Annotated in this window: 17 protein-coding genes; 14 read left to right on the forward strand and 3 right to left on the reverse strand. The window is 43.4% G+C overall.

Features of this window, described 5'->3' with window-relative positions; translation table 11 throughout:
• Nucleotides 1–485: 485 nt before the first annotated feature.
• On the reverse strand, nt 486–1,577 hold the full coding sequence (locus AC6I1F_RS06860; protein WP_290432912.1) for an SAVED domain-containing protein: 1,092 nt from the start codon (nt 1,575–1,577) through the stop codon (nt 486–488).
• A 107-nt stretch (nt 1,578–1,684) separates the two neighbouring features.
• Here AC6I1F_RS06860 and AC6I1F_RS06865 point away from each other — a divergent pair, with 107 nt between their 5' ends.
• From AC6I1F_RS06865 to AC6I1F_RS06880, 4 genes are all read left to right on the forward strand, one after another.
• Complete coding sequence (locus tag AC6I1F_RS06865; RefSeq protein WP_290432911.1) at nt 1,685–2,848, forward strand: nucleotidyltransferase domain-containing protein; 1,164 nt, start codon at nt 1,685–1,687, stop codon at nt 2,846–2,848.
• A gap of 6 nt (nt 2,849–2,854) precedes the next feature.
• Nucleotides 2,855–4,489 carry a ThiF family adenylyltransferase gene (locus AC6I1F_RS06870; protein WP_497801687.1) on the forward strand — a complete coding sequence of 545 codons (1,635 nt, stop codon included), beginning with the start codon at nt 2,855–2,857 and terminating at the stop codon, nt 4,487–4,489.
• 347 nt (nt 4,490–4,836) lie between these two features.
• Entirely contained in the window at nt 4,837–5,949 is a 1,113-nt protein-coding gene (locus tag AC6I1F_RS06875) for an IS1634 family transposase (RefSeq protein ID WP_497801688.1), read from the forward strand.
• Entirely contained in the window at nt 5,939–6,541 is a 603-nt protein-coding gene (locus AC6I1F_RS06880; protein ID WP_497801689.1) for a hypothetical protein, read from the forward strand. The genes AC6I1F_RS06875 and AC6I1F_RS06880 overlap by 11 nt, the downstream gene beginning before the upstream one ends.
• A 484-nt stretch (nt 6,542–7,025) precedes the next feature.
• On the opposite strand, the gene AC6I1F_RS06885 is transcribed toward AC6I1F_RS06880, so the two are convergent.
• Both AC6I1F_RS06885 and AC6I1F_RS06890 read right to left on the reverse strand, forming a co-directional pair.
• Nucleotides 7,026–7,457: a helix-turn-helix domain-containing protein gene (locus tag AC6I1F_RS06885; RefSeq protein ID WP_290432807.1), complete on the reverse strand. Its 432-nt coding sequence runs from the start codon at nt 7,455–7,457 to the stop codon at nt 7,026–7,028.
• A 111-nt stretch (nt 7,458–7,568) separates the two neighbouring features.
• Nucleotides 7,569–8,963: a phospholipase D-like domain-containing protein gene (locus AC6I1F_RS06890; protein WP_290432806.1), complete on the reverse strand. Its 1,395-nt coding sequence runs from the start codon at nt 8,961–8,963 to the stop codon at nt 7,569–7,571.
• A 1,672-nt stretch (nt 8,964–10,635) separates the two neighbouring features.
• On the opposite strand from AC6I1F_RS06890, the gene AC6I1F_RS06895 reads away from it, so the two are divergent.
• The 10 genes from AC6I1F_RS06895 to traL all read left to right on the forward strand — a co-directional run bounded on the left by AC6I1F_RS06895 (nt 10,636) and on the right by traL (nt 20,048).
• Nucleotides 10,636–11,964 carry a hypothetical protein gene (locus AC6I1F_RS06895; RefSeq protein ID WP_290432805.1) on the forward strand — a complete coding sequence of 443 codons (1,329 nt, stop codon included), beginning with the start codon at nt 10,636–10,638 and terminating at the stop codon, nt 11,962–11,964.
• A gap of 9 nt (nt 11,965–11,973) precedes the next feature.
• Nucleotides 11,974–12,540 (forward strand): hypothetical protein, encoded by a 567-nt coding sequence (locus AC6I1F_RS06900; protein ID WP_289163429.1) that lies wholly within the window; start codon nt 11,974–11,976, stop codon nt 12,538–12,540.
• Nucleotides 12,537–13,133, forward strand: coding sequence for a hypothetical protein (locus tag AC6I1F_RS06905; RefSeq protein WP_289163430.1), 597 nt, complete (start codon nt 12,537–12,539; stop codon nt 13,131–13,133). The genes AC6I1F_RS06900 and AC6I1F_RS06905 overlap by 4 nt, the downstream gene beginning before the upstream one ends.
• Nucleotides 13,134–13,166: 33 nt before the next feature.
• A complete protein-coding gene (locus AC6I1F_RS06910; RefSeq protein WP_289163432.1) occupies nt 13,167–15,269 on the forward strand; it encodes a hypothetical protein in 2,103 nt (700 codons plus the stop codon).
• A gap of 171 nt (nt 15,270–15,440) precedes the next feature.
• Complete coding sequence (locus AC6I1F_RS06915) at nt 15,441–16,292, forward strand: hypothetical protein (RefSeq protein WP_289163434.1); 852 nt, start codon at nt 15,441–15,443, stop codon at nt 16,290–16,292.
• Nucleotides 16,289–18,160, forward strand: a complete 1,872-nt coding sequence (gene traD / locus AC6I1F_RS06920) for a conjugative transfer system coupling protein TraD (protein WP_497801690.1) — start codon at nt 16,289–16,291, stop codon at nt 18,158–18,160. Before AC6I1F_RS06915 ends, traD begins: the two co-directional genes overlap by 4 nt.
• A gap of 12 nt (nt 18,161–18,172) precedes the next feature.
• Nucleotides 18,173–18,796, forward strand: coding sequence for an IncC plasmid conjugative DNA transfer DtrJ family protein (locus tag AC6I1F_RS06925; RefSeq protein ID WP_289163438.1), 624 nt, complete (start codon nt 18,173–18,175; stop codon nt 18,794–18,796).
• On the forward strand, nt 18,796–19,272 hold the full coding sequence (locus AC6I1F_RS06930; RefSeq protein WP_289163440.1) for a lytic transglycosylase domain-containing protein: 477 nt from the start codon (nt 18,796–18,798) through the stop codon (nt 19,270–19,272). Before AC6I1F_RS06925 ends, AC6I1F_RS06930 begins: the two co-directional genes overlap by 1 nt.
• Before the next feature lie 110 nt (nt 19,273–19,382).
• On the forward strand, nt 19,383–19,706 hold the full coding sequence (gene traA, locus AC6I1F_RS06935) for a TraA family conjugative transfer protein (protein ID WP_289163442.1): 324 nt from the start codon (nt 19,383–19,385) through the stop codon (nt 19,704–19,706).
• A 54-nt stretch (nt 19,707–19,760) separates the two neighbouring features.
• The gene (traL, locus tag AC6I1F_RS06940; RefSeq protein WP_288319769.1) at nt 19,761–20,048 is read left to right on the forward strand and encodes a type IV conjugative transfer system protein TraL; all 288 of its coding nucleotides are present in this window, start codon (nt 19,761–19,763) and stop codon (nt 20,046–20,048) included.
• Nucleotide 20,049: the final 1 nt, after the last annotated feature.

Consider the following 20,049-nt stretch of genomic DNA (forward strand, 5'->3'; position numbering starts at 1 on the left):
TTCACTGGAGTTGTCGGCTTTGATAGAGTCAATTTTTAGACTGAGTGAGTTTCCATGATTTCAGTGGGGCACTTGAGGATTTTGCAATCAATTTGCAGACAAGCACCTTAATCTTTCTTGTCTGAGGATCATAGATTGTTGTCCTCTCATATGTATTTCGTCCTGACTTTTCTTGTCTCAGTGAGTCTTTCCATATGTGAAACATCAGTTAGAGGTCAGCTTCTAATCTAACTTCTGGTCAATTAGAAAAGAATTAGAGCGAGAAAAATAGCTTTCAGGATAGGACACGCATCCAAGAGAAGTCAGAAAACGACTAACACACAGAATGTTTCTCTGGACTTCACCTTTAACATGAACTATCATCCCACGTATATGTGAGACCGCGTGAAGTGGAATAAGAATGTAGCTAAATCTTAACAGCTTGCCGGCTGCAGACATAGGAAGAATCATGCGCATTGCAGAGCTTCCTTAAAGGAGGCCTTTAATTAGTTTTCAATATCAAACGTTTCATGATACCTCCCATTATCTCCTTGAAGCACATGCAATTTGGGATGAATTTTTAATAACCTTCTTCCCATCTCCACTCCTATATGAGAAGGAGCCGCCGCAGCAATGTAAATCAAGTTGAAGCTCTTTAGTTTTTCTAACGCCTCGGTATATTTCGAGTCAAAATCACCTAGACTTTTGAGAGTCATCAAAACATCTTTTCCTACTCTGTTAGCCGTAATAACTACAACTTTGCCAACCTGTTGTTGAATTCGTTGCCAGTTCACTTTTCCCGTAATATTCACTATCAATAATGCACTACTCGAGTCCGGATCGTTGCCATCAAATTCCTCGACCATAAATTCCACGGAGCTGCCGTTATTTTGCCATCCATATTCGGCTCTTCCTACAGGAAAAACTTTGATGGGATATTTATCTCCAAGTAGGCTGCCAAAGTAAACTAACAAAGGAATCGGCGCAAGGGCGAAAACCGCGAGATTCTTTCGCTCATCTAAATATGGTGTTACATTTTTATACTCTTCGTATGTTTTTTTCTTTGCTTCACTCCAGTACAGAGACGAGCCAAACAACACCTTAGAATCAACAGTGACATTTAGCGTCTTCGGTAGGCCGTCATAAGTATATAAGGGGTAAATCGATCCTCGAGCTTTCAAGGGATCTATCCGGCATTCGTTCATGCTGTTTATTGGTGAAACAAAACAAATTACAGATGCAGCAGGCAACTCGAAAGCTTTTCTAAGTTCCGCAACTTTCTCCCGATGCTGATCCTTCATCCTGTGCAGTTCTTCTACAGGATATTTTTCGGGTTCATTATCTATTAGCCGATGGTGTTCCGGACAAAGAAGAATTAAATTATCAAACTCACTCGAAAATCTATGGGATTCTTCGCATCCTCGTGTCCCGTTTTCGCTAGAGGCAATGATATGAGCCATCTGAGCCGTTTTTAATTTGCTCTGAGTCAACGCCTCTTCTAAAAGATTTTTTCCGCATCCCGGAAATTCGCAGATTCCAGCTGTTACAGCCCAAAGTCTTATTTCGGTATCTTTTGATGGCCGTTTTCCTCTTGGCATAGTTCCTTCACTTTAAATTTATTAATTTGCCCCCATCTACTATAAGTAGGAGGGGAAGTACAGTTGGGTCTGTTTTCTCTAATTTTAATAAAATTCAAGGAGCAATTATGACAATGATTCTATCAGGCACCGAAGTTAAAAAATATAAAGATTTGGTAAATCGTTCGTTCAATATTCTAGAAGCTAATCAGGCTCTTTTTGATAATGTAAGAGGCGAAGATCAACTTTTAAATCTCTTCAACAGAGTATTAGAACACATTGCCATTGATGACCGAGACATTAAAGAAGCGGAGAAAAAATATCAGGAAATCGCCAATCATCTTCAAAATCTTCTTCGTCCAATATCTCCGGAAATAAAGACTCAGGGTTCTGCGAGAATTAAGACCATCATTGCAGGAATAGGTAATTCAAATTTTGATATAGATTCTTTCAGCCGATCCGCTTGTATTAAAGGACTAGAGGAAAAACCTCTGGAATTTTTCGACAAATACTCAGATGCGCTGCGAATAAAATATCCCACAGCTGAGAATAAAAATAGATGCATAAAAATTCCAATGAAAGATTTTCCTTTTTACATTGAGCTAACCCCAATTGTTGAGTTGGATAATGGCCTATTGTATGTAGTGGACAGAGAAACGGAGAGCTGGAAACGCTCGGATCCAGATAAATATGCTGATTGGTTTGAAGCTTGCTGTAATAGCTCAAAGTTTCGACATGCCTTAACTGATTCGGTGGACCCTATTCCAGACCAACACATTGATAAAGCCGATATTCTCCGTAAGGCGGTTAGACTTTTAAAGAGACATCGTGATTATTACTACTATAAAAATAGGAACCTTGACCCTGCAGACAAACCGATTTCATGCATTATCACAACGTTGGCAGCGATGGCCTATGTTGGTCTTCAGGAGACTTATCTCTACAGAGGACAACTGACGGAAGTTGAAAGGCTTCTCAGCGTAATACGAATCATGCCTAAGTTGATTGAAAAATCAGGACCCTTATGGGTTGTCCCGAATCCAACAATTGATGGAGAAAATTTTGCAGAAAAATGGAATACACACTCCGAACGAAAAGAAGCTTTTTTCAATTGGATTGACCAGCTTGAAAAAGACATCGTGAAAATCATAACGTCGGCAAACGATGAAATAATCCTCAAATGCTCGGTAGCAGAAGCATTCGGACCTTTTGGTGCTGATCAAAACAACAATAAACCTCATTTTGACGCCCCCTACATTCCCTCTCCTTCACAAACACCGGGACTTGCCTAAACAAAAGTGGAACAATTAAATTTAAGGTTATGTGAAAAACTCGGTGAGACAGCTAGACTTTTGAGAATCACCAATTCGTCACTCGTTTACGAACTCCCCGAAGCCTCTCAAGAAATCTCTGAATACTTCGGGGAGGAAATGCATTTTCAATTAAAGGTTGATAGGACAGAAGCTGGATATCTTCTCTCTCTTCTCTTTCCTGGACAAACTTTAGTATTTCCACACGTAGAATCAGATGGAAGAATTTGCCTCGGTCCCCACACCTTCTTCACGGATACACAGCTTGAGCCAGGTGTTGATTGGATCTTAGAAAAGTTAAAGTTTTACGTCATCCCTTTTTTCAAAGCGTTAGACTGTCATGAAAACGAATTTCTTAGAGAGGCTCGCAGCTACTGGGATATTCTTGTGCAAAGACAAGCACAAAAATTAGGTCGAATGTTCCTTTGTTTTGAACCCAGTAACTCATATTCCGATTTATCTATTTTTTATATTCCTAAGAGGAATATCTTTTTATCCGTCTCCTCTCCAAGAGAAGCTAGAAAATTTTTATCACATTTTGACACCGAAACAAAACAATATTACCGCGGGTTAGTAATAGACATAGGAAACCCGTTAAGACCGCACGAATGGCCAACTACTCTCACTCAATTATTTGAGTTTTGCCATGCTAGAGTTTTTTCGCATCAGCGTAAAAAACTTAAGCAAACATTCTCCAGATCCGGTGTCGCCATCCTTAAAACAAACGACCAAGGCAGTTTTTGTTACTGGTTTAATCCCAAAAAAGATTTAGCTATCAAGCTAACTTCTGAGAGATTAGATCTTAATTGGCTTGTGGGGCGAGACTCCTGTAAAACTCTCAAAAAGCGTATTGATACCGAGGTAATTATGATTGGCTGTGGAGCTCTCGGCAGCAGCGTATCAACAATTTTATTAAAATCGGGAATCTGTAAATTTTGCTTTATTGATTTTGATAATTTTTCAGCAGGGAACGTCGGACGACATTATTTAGGCCTAAGGGCATTAGGGGAAAATAAAGCTCTAGAAATGGAAAAAACTTTTTGCAAAGAATCACCCTACTTTGTCTCTTGCGGAGCATTTAACCATATAGTTAATAGTTTCCAGTTTAAGGCTAAACTTAAAGAGTTGACTAACGCCGTCATCATCGACTTCACTGCTGAGCCGAGCGCTTGGAGAATAGAAGAACTGGCCAATAAAGCGCTCCCATCTCGCCGTCCTGTCATCATTGGATGGTACGAACCTTATGTTTCTGCAGCGCATCTACTGATCTGTCCGAGCAACTACCGAATTAACCTCGACATTGATCTCGTTTTGAAGACTTCAATTTTTGATTTTGATCAAAATTCCGTCATGAACAACGAACAAGGCACATGCACAACTTTTCAAAGCTATTCATATGCAGCGGCAATGGAAGCCAATGCTATTTTCTCGGAAGCAATCATCGAGGCTATCGATAATCAGTTAGAGGACCCACTCTTCCTCTCGTGGGTCAAATCAGAAAAGTGCCTTTCACGACAAGGAGTATCCTTTAAAGTTAAAAAGCGTGAACTATTGCCAACTACCTCTCGCTGTTTAAGCCATTGTGTGGAAAGAAACTTTGAAAATGTTCTTATACCGATTTAAATATATAGTTTTAGAGATTTCCGAAAATGTAGTCTTTCATTTTGCAGAACATCGGCAGTTTGGAGAGCGATATGAAGCTGGAGGAGAACTTTTTGCCCCATTTCCAGTTACTCCTGAGAGAGTAAAGATTGATTTTGCGAGTGGACCGCATGCTTTAGATCGTAGACTGAAATCCTCCATTCACTTTAATAAGACCCTGAAAGCTGTATAAGTGTTACATGACATTCAATCTGTCGTTTTTAAATTAATCTAACTCTTTGATTTGTTGATCTATTCTATGCAGAATTTCCTTGTTTTTCTATCATGTATCAATTATAATTATTACATGTGATAAATTTATACATGAAATGCAGAAAATTACTGAAAACGATTGCTCTGAAACGATTGTCAGACAAAAGAGAAAAAACGGTGTTACTTACGTTTATAAAAGAATCGTGCGTTATAACCCGGCAAAACGCAATACGGAAGTAATTAGCAGCAAACTATTAGGAAAATTGGACGCGTCCGGTATCCTTATTCCAAATCGCCCTAAGAAAGCTCATGCTCCGGTTACAAATAAACCGGCGCCGACAATAGAGAAAAAGATTGTCGGCATCTCTGATATTTTGAAATTTATTGCCGAGGATTGCGACATTGAAGATGACTTATATGCCTCCTTCAAGGACGATGCCTGCGTCAACAAAATTCTTGATGTCGCAAACTACTGGGTTGCAAACCCGGGCCAATCCCTGAGTAAGTTCGAGGGCTGGCAAAGACTTCATCAAAATCGTTACGGCTACCTGATTACCGAGGACATTTATCACAATCTCTTCTGCGCGGTGGGTGCGGATACGCAAGCCGAGCAGCTTTACTTCAAAGCTCGTTCTAAAAGAGAAGGCAAATGCGTGCTTGCATACGACACCACAACGATTTCTACCTACGGTCAACGAGATGAGTTTGCGCGTTACGGCTTTAACAAAGATGCTGGCGGCCTTCCTGTTATTAAACTTCTGACGCTGTTCTCTCTGCACTCCCATCAACCCATAGCATTCCGGAAGCAGCCCGGTAATTATCCGGATGTTATCAGTTTAACCAATGCGCTTAAAGAGCTGAGTTGGTTGGACATGGATAAGGTGGAACTCGTTATGGACCAAGGGTTTTACAGTGAAAACAACCTCACTGAATTACTGCGCAGGCACGTCAAATTCCTCTGCCTTGCCGATCGTCGAACTAAATGGGTCAGCAAGTTGCTCGATCAGTATAGGGACGAGTTGGACTCCCCGGAAAACTTCAATGGGCTTAACACGTTTGAGAGAGTTCAACAAGAGAACCTTCGGTTTTACCCGCCAAAGAGGGACGGAGTCGGCCAAAGCCGGAGAAGAACAGATGTTCGAAAAGCGCATCTATACCTACCTGTATTTGGACACCGCCAGAGCTGCACAGGAAGAACAAAATTTCTACAGTTCCCTAATGGAGCTTAAAGCTCAGATGGAAGAAAACCGAAAAGAGTTGACCGACGCAGCCTTAGAAAGAGCGGCAAAATTTCTGGTCAGATCCAAACGTCCCTATTGCGGCAAATATAAGTACGCACTCAATAAAGAGTCGTTTAACAAAGAAATCCGTAAATTCGGATGCTTTGCTCTTGTGAGCAATCAGGCAGATTCTACGTTCGAAACCCTCAGAACCTACCGCAGACGCGAGCATATTGAAGACATCTTTGAGCTTGAAAAGGATTGCTTGGACGGCAGAACACCTCGGGTCTGGGAAGCCGCAGCTTTGGAAGGCAGATTCTTTTGCCAGTTCATCGCACTAGGCCTGTATTGTGAGTTATACGAGAGGATCTTCAAAATCAAGGAACAACTCAAAGAAGACAACGCCGCAACAAAAGGTGAAGAACGGGATAACCGATTGTTATTACGCTGGCTGCAATCCAAGTCTCTTAAACAAATTCTCGATTACTTCAGCGTATTGGAGCTAACCGGCTTTAGAGCTGACCGCAATATCGCCATCCGGACAGAAGTTACTAAGCGTGATCAATTGTTTCTTAAACTTCTTGGGATGAAAAATGTTTGAAACATGTATCAATTAGACTGCTTTCAGGATAAGACAAGTCAAGATAAAGAAAGATTATTAAGGTCGAAGGAAGGCTTAGTCCCTGTGGGGCTTTGGCATACGCACAATGAAAGCATACCTAGACTCTCATTAATTGATAAAAAGACCGGAAGAATCTATGCAAACAACGTAGCAGCAATTTCTCCCGTTTATTTCATGACTATCATTTCCAATAAAAATCCGCTAAGTCTGTCTTGTTGGGTTTTCTTCCAAGGAAAAATCTTTGCCATGGAATTAGATCGAGACTTGGCGTAAGTGTCTCATCGCTTGACTTTTATTTTAGATAGCCTGAGCTAGCATTTGTAAACGATATCTCTACCGTTCTACAAATGCTCTTTAACAACTAATTAGGATTAGCGTTCCAGCTTAGTCTTTTTTAAACACCGTGAATTCTCTCAATCATTCGAACAGTGTTCTCAAGTTGTCTTTTCCTGAAATCGATTGACTACCTGATGTTATTAAACCTAGCTAAAGTTTGCCGTTTAAAGCAGTAATTCCTGAAGTTAGTTCTGTCAAACGACAAGGTTAGTGACTCATTTTGCGTTATTTTAATTTGTTGCGTAACAGCCTGTACTTTTCGCAGCCGAGTCTTGATCTCTTTGATTTGGACTTTCAAGAAGGCATTTTCGCTTTCTTTATAAAATCTAAAAACCTCGGGATTAGTCTCATCTGAAGAAGAGTTGACTCTTGCTTTAAGATGTTTCTCCTCAACCGATTTTCTTTTTTGAAAATCTATCCACCCATAAACTGTTGCCAAACAAATAGGCACGTGTTTTGCGATTTCTTTTTTTAGCCTCTCCTGATTGTACAAATCTGAAACAAGCCGTCTTGCCTCCGCCTGTTTCATTAGTGCATATATCTGTTCCTCAACTCTCATTGTTGACTCCCTAAGTAGTCAAGTTTTTTCCAGGACAAGACACGTTGAGAGAAATCAGTTATTCCCGAAAAAAATTCATTTTATCAATTAAGCCTACTTCACAATTTATGATCACTTTAATTTCTTCGGGCTCAGATTAAAAAATTTTCGTATTTTTTCTTTCACAGGCTTTGTTCCTTTGTCATTCGAATTCCAAAATTCTTCATACACAAGTACATCTATCATTGCCGCTCGGTTATTCCAAATTCTCTCTTGGACTTCATTCAGCGATTCAGGCTTATTTTTGTACCAAGGTTGGTTCCAAACAAACTCTAGCAAACACATATAATTATCTTTTTGTTTTTCTTTGTTTTTAGTAGATTTAAGTTCTGTTATTTCTTCAAGCATATCTTTAGACTTACCATTGTAAGACAACACCAAGTCGGGTCTAGCCAGACACATAAATCGGCTTGTGAACGCTATTCCCATCCGATTAAAAGATGACAGCTCATCTAGAACTTCGCGTGTTCCTGTAAATCTTTTCGAAATACCTCTTCTAAAATTTTGCTCAGAGAAAGTTTTCAGACAGCGCATAATATCTCTACTGTCTCTTTCCTTAACATTTAATCTCTTCTTGTTCGCATATGCACAAAGGGAACTTCGTTCAACCTTTCCAAGGAATGCATAAGGATTTTTAGTTCCTTTAATTTTCAAAATATCTTCACGATCATGTTGTTCACTGGGACTTTTAATTAAGTTATTACATTCTTCAAGTGTATCTAACAACAGCAACAATTTATTTAAGCTTGAACTAGATGGATTGTATTCATCTAGCCACCGATATGAAACTTCAACTACTTGATATATCAGAGAACAATATTCAAGGAAAGAGCCATCAGAAGGGGTAAATATAAAACTATCTACAATTGATTTATCCATTTTTTCTTTTATAAGCGCTATTTCTTCAGATATCACTTTGTCTTGTACTCGCCTCTGCTTTGACTTACGGTGTTGCTCTTTATATATTTCTAACTGCTCAGGACCGAACTTCATCGCTTTATCTGATGACCAAACCTCGTTGAAATACTTCTGGCACTGGTCTACTACTTTTGCGTCTGTAACATGAAGAAGAATTTCTTCATTTCCATCGAAACCTCCTTTTGTAAAGTTTGCACTACCCAAAAAAACTTCTTTTGTTCCAGAATTTGTGTGGAAGATATAAAGCTTCGGATGGAAAATTCCATCTCCCTCTTTCCGATTTGTTATATATCCCAATACCTCTACTCCAGGTAAATCAGTCTCAAGGATCTCAGGTGATGTAAAGGCGCCATCCGTTCCAGCGACCAACCTAACTTTAATTTTGTCATCTTTTGCAAGCTGCAAAATTTCCTGCCAAAGTTCATTGTTATTTTTAGAATCTGTAACAAAGGCAGACGCAATATCCAACTGACGGGACTTCTTCAATAAATTAGAAAACCTTTCTTTCCTATTATCAGTAAGTAATTCAAATGAACTGGACTTAGCCATTTCCTTATCTCTTTGTTAATATTAGTGGTGTTAGTGCTAAAAAATTTATAGGTTATACTCCTGAATAAACTATTATAAATTAAGGGTTCAATAACTAAAATAATTAATATTACCCATCTATAAACTGAATTCTCATTTTATACTCATTCATCCGGTTTAACGAAATTTCCACTATTTGCAAGAACTCCAGTTAGATCGCCTTCTAAAGGCTTTGTGACTGTTCCCCATCAAAATCGTCAACGCTTCGCGACTTCGCATAGCGCAAGTCAGCAGACCGTTCTGCGTCAAAAATTAAGACAATTCGATCAAACATAATTTAGATAAAACCCATAGCTCTTACTTTCAAAACCTGTATTTACGCCATATTAGATAAAAAATAACTCCGTATTAATAATTCCTTCCTTCCCGATTTGAAGGAAGATAAATTCTCTTTTGTTAACAATCAATTACATGAAATTTTTGTTGATTTTGCGGAACCTGGGTTTTATCAATCAATGAATATTTAATTACGGATAATCAATTAGTTATTTGTATTTTAATTTTCGCAATATAAAATTAATTTTCAAAATTTTGACCCAAAATATCTGTTTTTTTATTTTTCAATCCCTCTGTACAGTTCGATTCGTCAGCGAAACGGCTAGCGCAAAAGGATTCCCCGATGCAAACGCCGTCTCAGCGAAACAATGCTTAGATCTCTTCGGATTTCACAAAGCCTGTTTCGTAAGACCGGGACTTGGAGCTGCATGCAGCTCTGTTTTAAAGAAGCTCGCTTTTTTAAACAATCGAGAAACGGCCGAGTGTCATCACAGAAAGTTTTCTTTCATGAATGTGAACGATGCTCGAGAGATTCACTTCTATCTTCGATGAGTAGAGGCTCTGAGAAATGGAGGTGCATCTCTTGACAGTGAGCCTTGAGCGAATCAGGTCTTCGGACCACGATTCAGCCGAAAGTTGTTTATTAACACTTTCACGTCGATCTCACTCGGGAAAGATGCAACAGCAAATTTTCCGACCAGAGATCAAAAAAGGTCGGCATAGTTCGACCGATTAACTAATGCTGCTCTAGGCAAACTTATTTTTTTGAACCTGGGTAGACAGTCGGCAGTCTGTCTTCCACTTGGTAATAAGGATAGATATATGAACGAAGATACAGCTCTGCTGTTTCCGGCTCAGGCTGCGAACTTACTAAGTTCGTTTCCGAAGAAGACTAATGATGATCGGAAAGTCCGGATCGCGTGATCGACCGCTGTGAACGATTGGAAAACATTAAAGGATCTTCTTCCGAACTTCGGCCAAGAGTCTGAGTTGTAATTCTCAGAGAAACCTTTGTCAGGACTAATGTTTCCTCATCTTCGGACTCGGAAAATCCGAAGACGGAATATTAGTTAGGCGTAAAACCTACTGTTCACCCGGCCATTAGTCGGAAGATATACAGCTGACAATCTTTCTCATTTGAAGAATTACCTATTAGTGTATCTAACTTATTACCTGCGAATGTCCGGCGGTGTTTTTCACCGCCGACCATTCCAAAGCAGGCAGCAAGATACTCAAAAGTAGATCGTTATTAACCATAATAATTTTGAAAATACGATAATTAGACACGTTAAATATTGCTTATCAGCTTGAGATAAATAGTATTTTTTTGTTTTGATATTAATTAAAGGTGGTCCTTATGATTCAGAACATTAATAAAAGTTGTCTTGGCACCGGTCTAATTTTCGGCATTTGGGACGTCAACATGCTTTGTATCGCATATGAGTATCGATTTAACAACACACTGATAAACCCGCCCACGCAACTGCTTGAACCTACGAGTCCTATGATTTTGTCCGCTTCAATTCCCTTCTCCTTGCTGCAGCTTGAAGAGCTGCCGACGGTAAGCTACGTTGAAACAAAAAAACAGCGTCCTTCAAGACATATGCTTCATGCCTTGATCCACGCGTATTCTTTGAACAACAAGGTCAGCATCGACAAGTACGAAAGCGATATCGAGCGGCTTGTCCCTTCTTTAAAGAAGGGGTCCTCACGTTTAATGAGCACTGTCAGAAATTGGGCATTTGTCTACTATGCACTTCAAGCCAGGTGCAGCAACAGAATGATCAGCGCGATGCTCTTTGACTTGAGCGGCTCACAATGGCGCTCCCTGCAGGCACGATTTCTGAAGCACATCGACGAGTCCGAATACTCGGAACTTTCCAATCCTTGTTGGGACGAAATTTCTGATCGTATTTGGAAATGCTGTACAAGCTCAAACTTTAAATGTTCTGAAGTTACGGGCTGCTTCGATTTTCTGGACTCAACATTAAAGCTCAGAGGAAGTAAGAAGTTCAACACAAGTGAACTGATAAACCTCATTAAGCTTTGGAATACCAATCTATCTTCCAGGTCACAGCGCCCTGATTCGTACTTTAAAGGAGATTTCTCTCAATTTTTGAAGATCTACTCTAAAGATCTTATGGGTAAGCACTTCAGCTTGACATATAAAGTGATTAGGAAGGACGGAACTGCTCGCACGATTGTTGAGCCGAATATTTACGGCCAAAAGATTCCTGCCAACGTTGTGAATAAAGACTCGGTGTATTTCTTCATGGGGTTTGCTGCATGTCTGGCTGTACTCTGCATGAAAAAATACGATCTGTCTGAAAAGAACGCCGCTTTGGTCTCGCTTTACACGCTTAAACACTCTCCATTCTTTAATTATCGGCCCGGCAAAACTTCAAAACAGTCATCCCTGTGGCCGCAGTTCATCAATAACAATCATCTGGTCGCAATTATTTCCAAGGTCCAGTCTTTTCTGAATTACTTGAAACAAAGTGCGCATCACGACGGCCCGTTCGATTATTGCGCCTGGGCGCTCAAAGGTTTTCCCGATAAATGGAGTGAAAAGTATTTAAACCAAATTCCCTCAACAGAAAAAAATTCTGAACTGATTAAAAACTTCTGCGGAAGTTTTAACAAAAAACACTTAAAGAACACGTCACATAATCCGCATCGGCACTAAGGTCTTTCAATGAATCACCGTCTTTCCGCTTGTCTACAGCCGCTTCTGCCTTTAGAAGTCACTTCTCTCGACAGTTTCGAGAGAATGATTTCTGCATGGGCGGACAATGACACGCTGCCAACAGCTGTTGAACTGATTTCTTCGATAGCCAGGCGAGTACAGCGGCTTCCGCTCTCTGACGGGGATTCATTTAAAGAACCCCTTGGTTATTTTAATTTTGCGATGATGAGTGCTTCTCAGGCACTCTATATCCTGAGAGACACAATTCTCTATTTCCATCTTCCACTCAAGGACAGAGAACAAGCCATCCTTTCCATTAAGCTCGCAGTGATGATTATGGCTTTCTATAATCCGCTCCCTGCTCTAATCCGCTCCTTTATTATTCGTTCCAATAGCGAAGACGTGTTTGACTTTTCTGAGCGCCTGCTTGATTTCTTTAAACGAAATGACGGATGCACACTGTCTTTGCTGCGCAATAGCGGCTGCAGCGATCGAGATGTTTCTGCGCTCGCCCTTTTAATCGTCTGCCAGGATGTTTCAGAAGACATCTGGCGCAGCATCCGATCGGGCATTTGATTCCGTGTATTCATTCCTTTATCACGCTCAATATTCGTGACTATAAGGAGCACTACAGCGGCGTCACAGATGCGGTTCATCAGGCGCAGACTCTGGTAATCCAGAAGGATCTGGAACGTCGTTTAGCTAACGGTCCCGCAGCAAGCGCTTCTTTCACCACCGTACTTGCGATCACCATCTACACGCTCTTCGAAGAAGAGCTGAGCGAATACTCAGGTGCTAATCATCAGGAATACGTGCATTTCTATGGCGGTGAGGTTTACGCCACTGAAAAGTTCTTCAGCTTGGTCCACTCCAAACTGCAACAGCTTTTCCCGACAATTGAATGGGATCGCATCAATTCCATCTCCAGCGCTGTCCAGTGCGGTATTTTTGAATTGGAACCCTCCGGTCAGATGTTCAGTACACGCTGCGATAAAAAGTCCGACACAGACACCGGATTCGTGCGTTCTCTTCGTTTGATCAATCCGCAGAGTTATTTTGCGCCAAGTTCCGAGTGGTTCAAAAGGTATCAGGATCACTGCAGCGCTTTAAAGAAAAAGATGGCAAAGGGGCGTGAACTACCTATTATTTCTAAGCAGGAGATAGCGTAAGAAAGAGCGACGATCTGCACGAAGGAACACCGCATGACGGATCCGGCGGGACCGCTTACTGAAAAAGCGATAAGAGAAAACGCTTTCTGGAGTTCTCTTTTTGTAAATGTGCTTCGCGAGAAGAGTCTTGAAGATCAAAAAGCTCGCATGCAGAAGAAGAATATGCGTTCGAGTATCTTCTGGGCAGCCGCTAAGAAGAATTCCGAAGAAAGCGAAAAGCGGTACAAGGAAGAAGCGGCTAAATATACGACCGAGATTCAGTTAGAGGCGGAAAAACGTCTCTCCGGGAAGCTTCTTCCAAAAGAAGCCCCAATCGAGCAAAAGTCCACCCCAACTTCTGCAGAAGCTGCTGCATCCTCTTCTAATTCTCCTTCCTCGGCGCCTGAAGAGGCAAAAGAGAAATCGAAGGAAGTTAAAACAAGCGCTGCGGTATCCTCCGCTTCTGTTGATGCGCCTTCTTCTGAAGCCAAGGCTGACGGCACTAATATTTCGGGAGATGAGCCGAGCGGCTCTGTCGAATCCTCTTCATGCAATGTTTCTGAAGCACAAACCGAAGGAATCGTGTTTCCAGACATTCTGAGCCGCCTTAACCTTTCTCTTAAATATCTGTTTGCTCCGTCTCAAGACGTTGTTAATCAGATCGCGGGCTTCTTCGGCGGTTTAAAGGGGAAGATGGCATCAAATTGCAGTTCAGACGAAAAGGGCTACGATACCGTGAAACCTATCGTCTCCTCTTCTAATGCTCAATCCGAAGTTTCTCAAAGTTCCAACCTGAGCGCAGAAGCGCCTTCAGCTTCCGCACCGGAAGTTAGTGCTGAAGTTCATCAGACTTTGTCTTCTTCAGAGTCCAAGGAGGCTGTTTATGACAGCCAGTCCGCAAAAGAGGTACAAGCAGAAGATAAGAATCCTGCCTGTTCGAAGGAGACTGAATCTCCATCTGCTGAAATAGCAGCCGCAGAAACCGATGAGGTCACGGAAGCAACAACTCAGCCAAAAGAATCGGGATCTATTCCTTCTGAATCTCCCGCTTCAACAATAGTTTCTGGCAGTGCTTCTGAAGAGGCTCCTGTAACAGACATTTCTGCAAAAGAACTGCTGGCAAATAATCCTCCAAACAAGGAAGAAGACTTGTATTTTGATCCGGTTCCACAGTCCCTTAAAGATCCTGCTCATCGCGAAGCTCCTAATAAAGCTTCAAATACTGAGGCATTGTCTGTAGCAGCATCAAAGGACTCTGAAACTGTTGCTGACATGCTTTCTGTAAATGATCAAGAAGTAACTTCTTCTCTTCTCAAAGCGCAAACCGATAGTTCCCGCGCTTCTAATAGCGCGTCTGACTCTCAAACGATTAATGAGAATGCTTTAGCTGAAGATACTGAATCAGACGAAGAGTGTGTTTCTGAAGATGAGGAGTACAACGAGGAGCCGGATGCGGTCAGTGGTTTAAGTGCACTTGAGGGTGAGGAACATGACGAATTCTCAATCGAGTTGCCCTCGGTTTCTTCAGAAGACTACGCCGGCGCCGAACTTGAAGACAATCGTCCTCAATCCTCTAATACTCAGGATTCTGTTAATTCTGCAGCGGAAAACCTTGTCAACGCTGACGGCAAAACCTTAAAAAACAACACTGCTAAAAACGAGCGAAAAGTCGGCAGCATCGCATATCGGGAAGAAGCTAAAACGTCTGTCGTTAAAAGTCCTAGCGCATCTGAAAAGAATAAAACGAGAGCCGGCGCCTCATCAAAGAAGACAGCCGCTTCTAAACCAAAGTCTTCTTCAGGGTCACAAACCGCCTTAGGCGCCAAAACCACAAAAACCGGCAGCACTGCGGCTAAGACATCCTCGAAGACGACGAAGACAGCAGCTGTTGCAAAATCAGGCTCTTCCTCTTCAAAGGCCAAGGGAACGACCGGCGCCTCACGAGCAAAACCTGCCGCAACCTCTGCAAATACCTCTGCCGCTTCTAAGACTCAGCCAAAAGCAGCGGCTTCTAAACAAAGTCCTGCGAACAAGAGTACTGCGACTAAAAAGAGTACGTCCGCAAAGAAAACCGGCGCAAGCACTAAACAAACGAGCGTCGGAACTCAGAAAACCGCTTCAAGAAAAGAAACTGAACCCAATAAATCAAACCCGTAACCAGCAGTCGATTAACCGATTAAACATCACTGAACAGTCATGAACTTCGAATCGCATCCGAAGCTCTCTGCGAGCTTATTGTCTCTAAAAGTCCCCTTTAGCCTTTACTCCGGCTCAGAAACCGCCGCCTTATTGGTTTAATCCGTCAATCGTCATCCTTTTAATACTCCTATGAAAGAAGGCTTATTCTCCGAGTACGGTCTGATTTGTCTTACTGATCTGGACAAACGCCGACTGAACAATCTCGCCAGAACCGCTTTACTCACTAAGAATGCGGACGTAATTATTTCACTTGGCGCACAGCAGGTCATCAGCCGAGAATTCAAACCGGCCAAGACACACATGACTTGGAAAAAAATCCTTATCCAAAAGCCTCGCATCCGGTTTCCACGTGCCGATATGGATATCCCGGTGAAAAAGCATTTCGTGCACAACTGGGAGACCTGCTGTAAAAACTATCGCGCAACGCGCCGTCTCTGCAGCAGTCATTACCGTAAGCACTTCAGCAATACCGAAGTGCAGCGCTGCATTATCCATCGCTGGACGTATCAGGAGTTTGACGAAAAGCTTCGTCGCGCGGTCGAAGGCGGCGCAATTGAACGGCTTTATCAAACAAAACCACTTGCCCCCTTGCGAACCCTTGTTAAACGCCTTTACTTTACAGAGCGTCAGGAGCAGAACTATTACAAAAAACTTCGTGCTCAGATGTTCCGAGAATTTACTCCGCATGAAATCCGCTGGATGCAGCGCTCCTACCGCTGGCGTAAAGTCGAAGCAGAACGCATTCATCTCAAGGCGGCTTATTTCAATGAGCAGCTCATTTATTGGCGCGAATACTTCAAAAATCATCCGGAATTTAAAACCTACAAAGTTCGACGCGTAAGGGCCTGCCGAGACACCTACAACACGGTTTACTACAGAAATATGCGAGATAAATATGTACCGCGCGAAGCTTTTACGTATGGATTTATTCCGGCGACGCACACTGCTCCTATTATCTATCACGAACCCTCAGCATCATGAGAAACGAATCCTCTTTAATCCGTCGGCATTCTCTGCCCTACCGTACTGCGTATGAGGTATACGCCGCTTCGGTTTGGCTCTTCGCGTCTGCCTACATGGCATACCTGCACGCGCAGCATGTTATGCCGCGCGAAATCTCTACGCTTCTCTATATGGTCTGCATTGTGTTCGCGGTGAAACGCGGCCATGAGGGTTGGCTTATTCTGCGTGACAGAAGCCTGCTCTCAGGAAGACGGTTTGAACTGATGCCGCGCTCTAAGCTTCAAACGCTGATGCGGCCCGACCATCTTTGGCTTGGATACGGTTTTGTGTGGGAACCGAAACACACGCAGAAACTGCATGAACTCTCCAGAATCAATCCCGCCTCTTTAATGCTCCCAGATTTTATGCATCGCTTTTTCGGACGCGGTGATCGGTATCAGAAGAATGAAGAAATTGGTATGCCCTATATCCACGGACTTGAACCGAACGAAATCGAGCTTCATCGATTCCTTAAAAATTTTGAGGGCGGCACTTTAATTCTCGGAACTACTCAGGCGGGTAAAGGCGTCGCGCTCTGCAATCTCTTTTCTCAGGCAGTGTTAAGAAACGATGTTGTCATCTTCATTGACCCCAAAGGTTCTCCCCGTGTCTACGAGTCCTTCCGCAGAGCCTGCGCTGCCGCCGGCCGCGGCGAGCTCCTCAACTATCATCCGGGCAATCGCGATAAAACCAAAGGCATTCGACTCGATCCGTTAGCGACATTCTCAACCGGCGCCCAGATCGCAACACGCATTATGTCGGTAATACCCGGGAAGCCTGACGCCTTTACTCAGTTTGCCTGGTCCTGCATTAAGACATTTGCGGACGCCTTGATTGAATTGAAGATCAAGCCCTCTTTAAAACTTCTTTCCAAGCATATCAATCACGGTATTGATAATCTGCTGCGTGATCTCCTTCTTGATCGTATTGAGCGCTTTGCAAGCGGGAATTGGAGGGAAGAAGCCCGATCTTTTATGGCGCCGATTAAGGAAGGCCGCCTCACGGAATCTCAGGAAGAGCTTCTTTTAATGATCTCTTTTTACGAGCATGTGCTCGATAAAAAGGAGCAGACCCTGGTCGTAGACGAGTGTCTTAAAGTCTTCCATCACTCTAAGGAGCATTACGCCAAGATAACCGCCTCCCTAATGCCGATCTTTGCGATGCTGACAAGCGGACCGCTTGGAGACTCGTTCTCACCTGACCCTAAGGACTCTACCGACTCCCGTCCAATCTGGAATCTCGAAAGTATTATCCTCACCCGCTCCTGTCTGTACTGCCATTTGGATTCTTTATCCGACAATATGATTGCGTCCGCTGTCGGTTCTATCCTCTTAGGCGATTTGGTCAGTGTAGCCGGTAAACGATACAACCTTGGTAAGACGGATATTCGGATTTCGCTTTTTGTGGATGAGGCGTCCAATGTCTGCAACAATCCTCTAATTGAAATTCTGAATAAAGGCGCCGAAGGCGGCATCTATACCACGGTAGCCATGCAGACAATTGCCGACCTTGCGCACCAATTAGGTTCTCAGGATGCAGCGCGCATGGTGCTTGGCAACTGCAACAATCTAATCGCGCTGCGCTGCAAGGATCGTCCGACTCAGGACTTTGTGACGGAGACGTTTGGCAAGACCTACATTCATCAGGTCGACACCACGCTCTCAACGCATGCGGACACACACGCTGGTCTTCCTTCCTTTGAGGGCGGCGCCTCTCATAAACGCACCGCCGTGCGCGAAGAGATTATCCCGTCGGAATACTTAGGCAAGCTTCCGAACGGTCAGTTTTTCGCCTTCGTGGGCGGCGGCCATCTGCTTAAAGGCCGTGTGCCTGTCATTACCGATTAAACGGATTTCATTATGTTTGCCCGCATTTTTATTATTTTGTTTATCCTGCTGCTCGGCTCGATTGTCTGGTGGCCCGGTTTAGCCGACCAGACTTCTTTTAATCGTCATGCTGAAATTCAGATTGATGACACTCGCCAAAAACTCGAATCCTTTCTAGGTCTTGCAAACGTCGAACTCTCTGGCCTTCGCGATAGTGTCTCCTCCGCCCTCTCCAAAGTCACAGGCGGCGCATACCTTCCCGAGGCGGCTAATTTAGACGCCGAGCATGAGGCTCCGATGGAATCATTTTTTAATCGTCTTTGGTCTTCACCTTACTTTATGGCGTTAAAAGCCATGCTGGAACTCTCAATGATTCGTGCGGTGCTAGCGCTGATTTGGTTTGCCGCGCTCTGCCCGATCCTTTTAACCGTCGTATTCGATGCTTGGGTTGTCAGACGTCTCAAGTACGAAAGTTTTGCTTCGCACCACCCGACGCTCTATCAGACGGCTTTGAGCGCCCCGCCCGTACTGCTCACCTGCGCCTTTACCGTAATGCTGATTCCGTTTGCGATTCCTGTCTGGGTTTCTGTGGTCTTTTACGCGGCGTTCCTTTTAAGCGTCCATGTGATTGTCAGTAACTTCCATCGGTTCGGATAATGAATACTCGCCCTCTTTTAATTGTTCTTTCAGCCTTAGCGCTAAGTACTTCCGTAAACGCGCAGGACTGCTTTGAGACACACGCGCTGGCTAAAGGTCTGGATGCGGATCTTTTACGGGCCATCGCGCTGGTGGAATCTTCGGGCAACCCGAACGCCATCGGCAAAAACAGCTCTAGCGAAGATATCGGACTGATGCAGATCAACACTTCCTGGCTCAAGCGCTTTAACACCACTAAGAAAGAACTATTGGAAAACGTCTGTCTCAATATCGAGATCGGAGCGGAAATCCTCTCGGACAATATGAAGCGCTTAGAAAACCCTTGGGAAGCGGTCGGCGCATATAACGCCGCCTGCACTCGTCTTAAAGGAGCGGACTGCATCTCAGCCCGCCAAACGTACGCGTGGAAAGTTTATCGGGCGCTCATGAGTTTATCGGACGCCAAACGGGACAAGTTAAGGAAAGTCTCCTCTTAATCATCCTTCACCAATTCGTTGTCATGCTCTCCGCTTCTTATTGAACAAAAGCAGCGGAGCGGGGAGTTTTTTTGTGTTTGCTTTTGTTCATTCCCATTTTTTGATCAATTATGAAATTCAAACTGAGTTCTAATGTCATTGCAGCCGCGTTTCCGATGCTGCTGTCTCTTACCTTTGCTGTCCTTGCCGCAGCGCTTCCTGAATACGCTTTCGCCGCAGGCACCGATCAGGATTTTCAGAGTCTTTACGACATGCTTAAAAACTGGTCGCAGGGCACGCTTGGTCGTTCAATCGCGCTGATGTTCCTCTTGGTTGGTCTCGGCGTCGGCGTGGTTCGCGGATCCATCATGGGCGCTGTCGGCTGTCTTGCGGCCGCCATGGCGCTTTTCATCGGGCCGCAGATTATCGACAACATCTTTACGGCTCTTATCTAACCATCATTCTTGGGTTCGGTCCTTTAGCCGAACCCAAGAAAAGGTATATCCGTCATGTCCCGTTACGATCCATCCTTTGTACCCAGAAAACTTGACGCGCCCGCCAAGTTCCTTTTGTGGGATTTCGATCAGGTGGCGGCCGCTGCCGCCGGTTTCGGTATCGGAATCATTGTCAACTCATTAATGATCGGCGCGCTCGCCTCCGTCGTCTGTATGTGGGCTTACGTCCGTTTAAAGGCCGGACGACACCCCAGATACGGACTGCATTGTCTGTACTGGCACACACCGTTCAAAACATTTAAGCGCACGCCGCCCTCCAGCAGGCGTCGATTTATAGGTTAAT

The sequence above is a fragment of the Parasutterella sp. St.1A3 genome, from assembly GCF_059728705.1.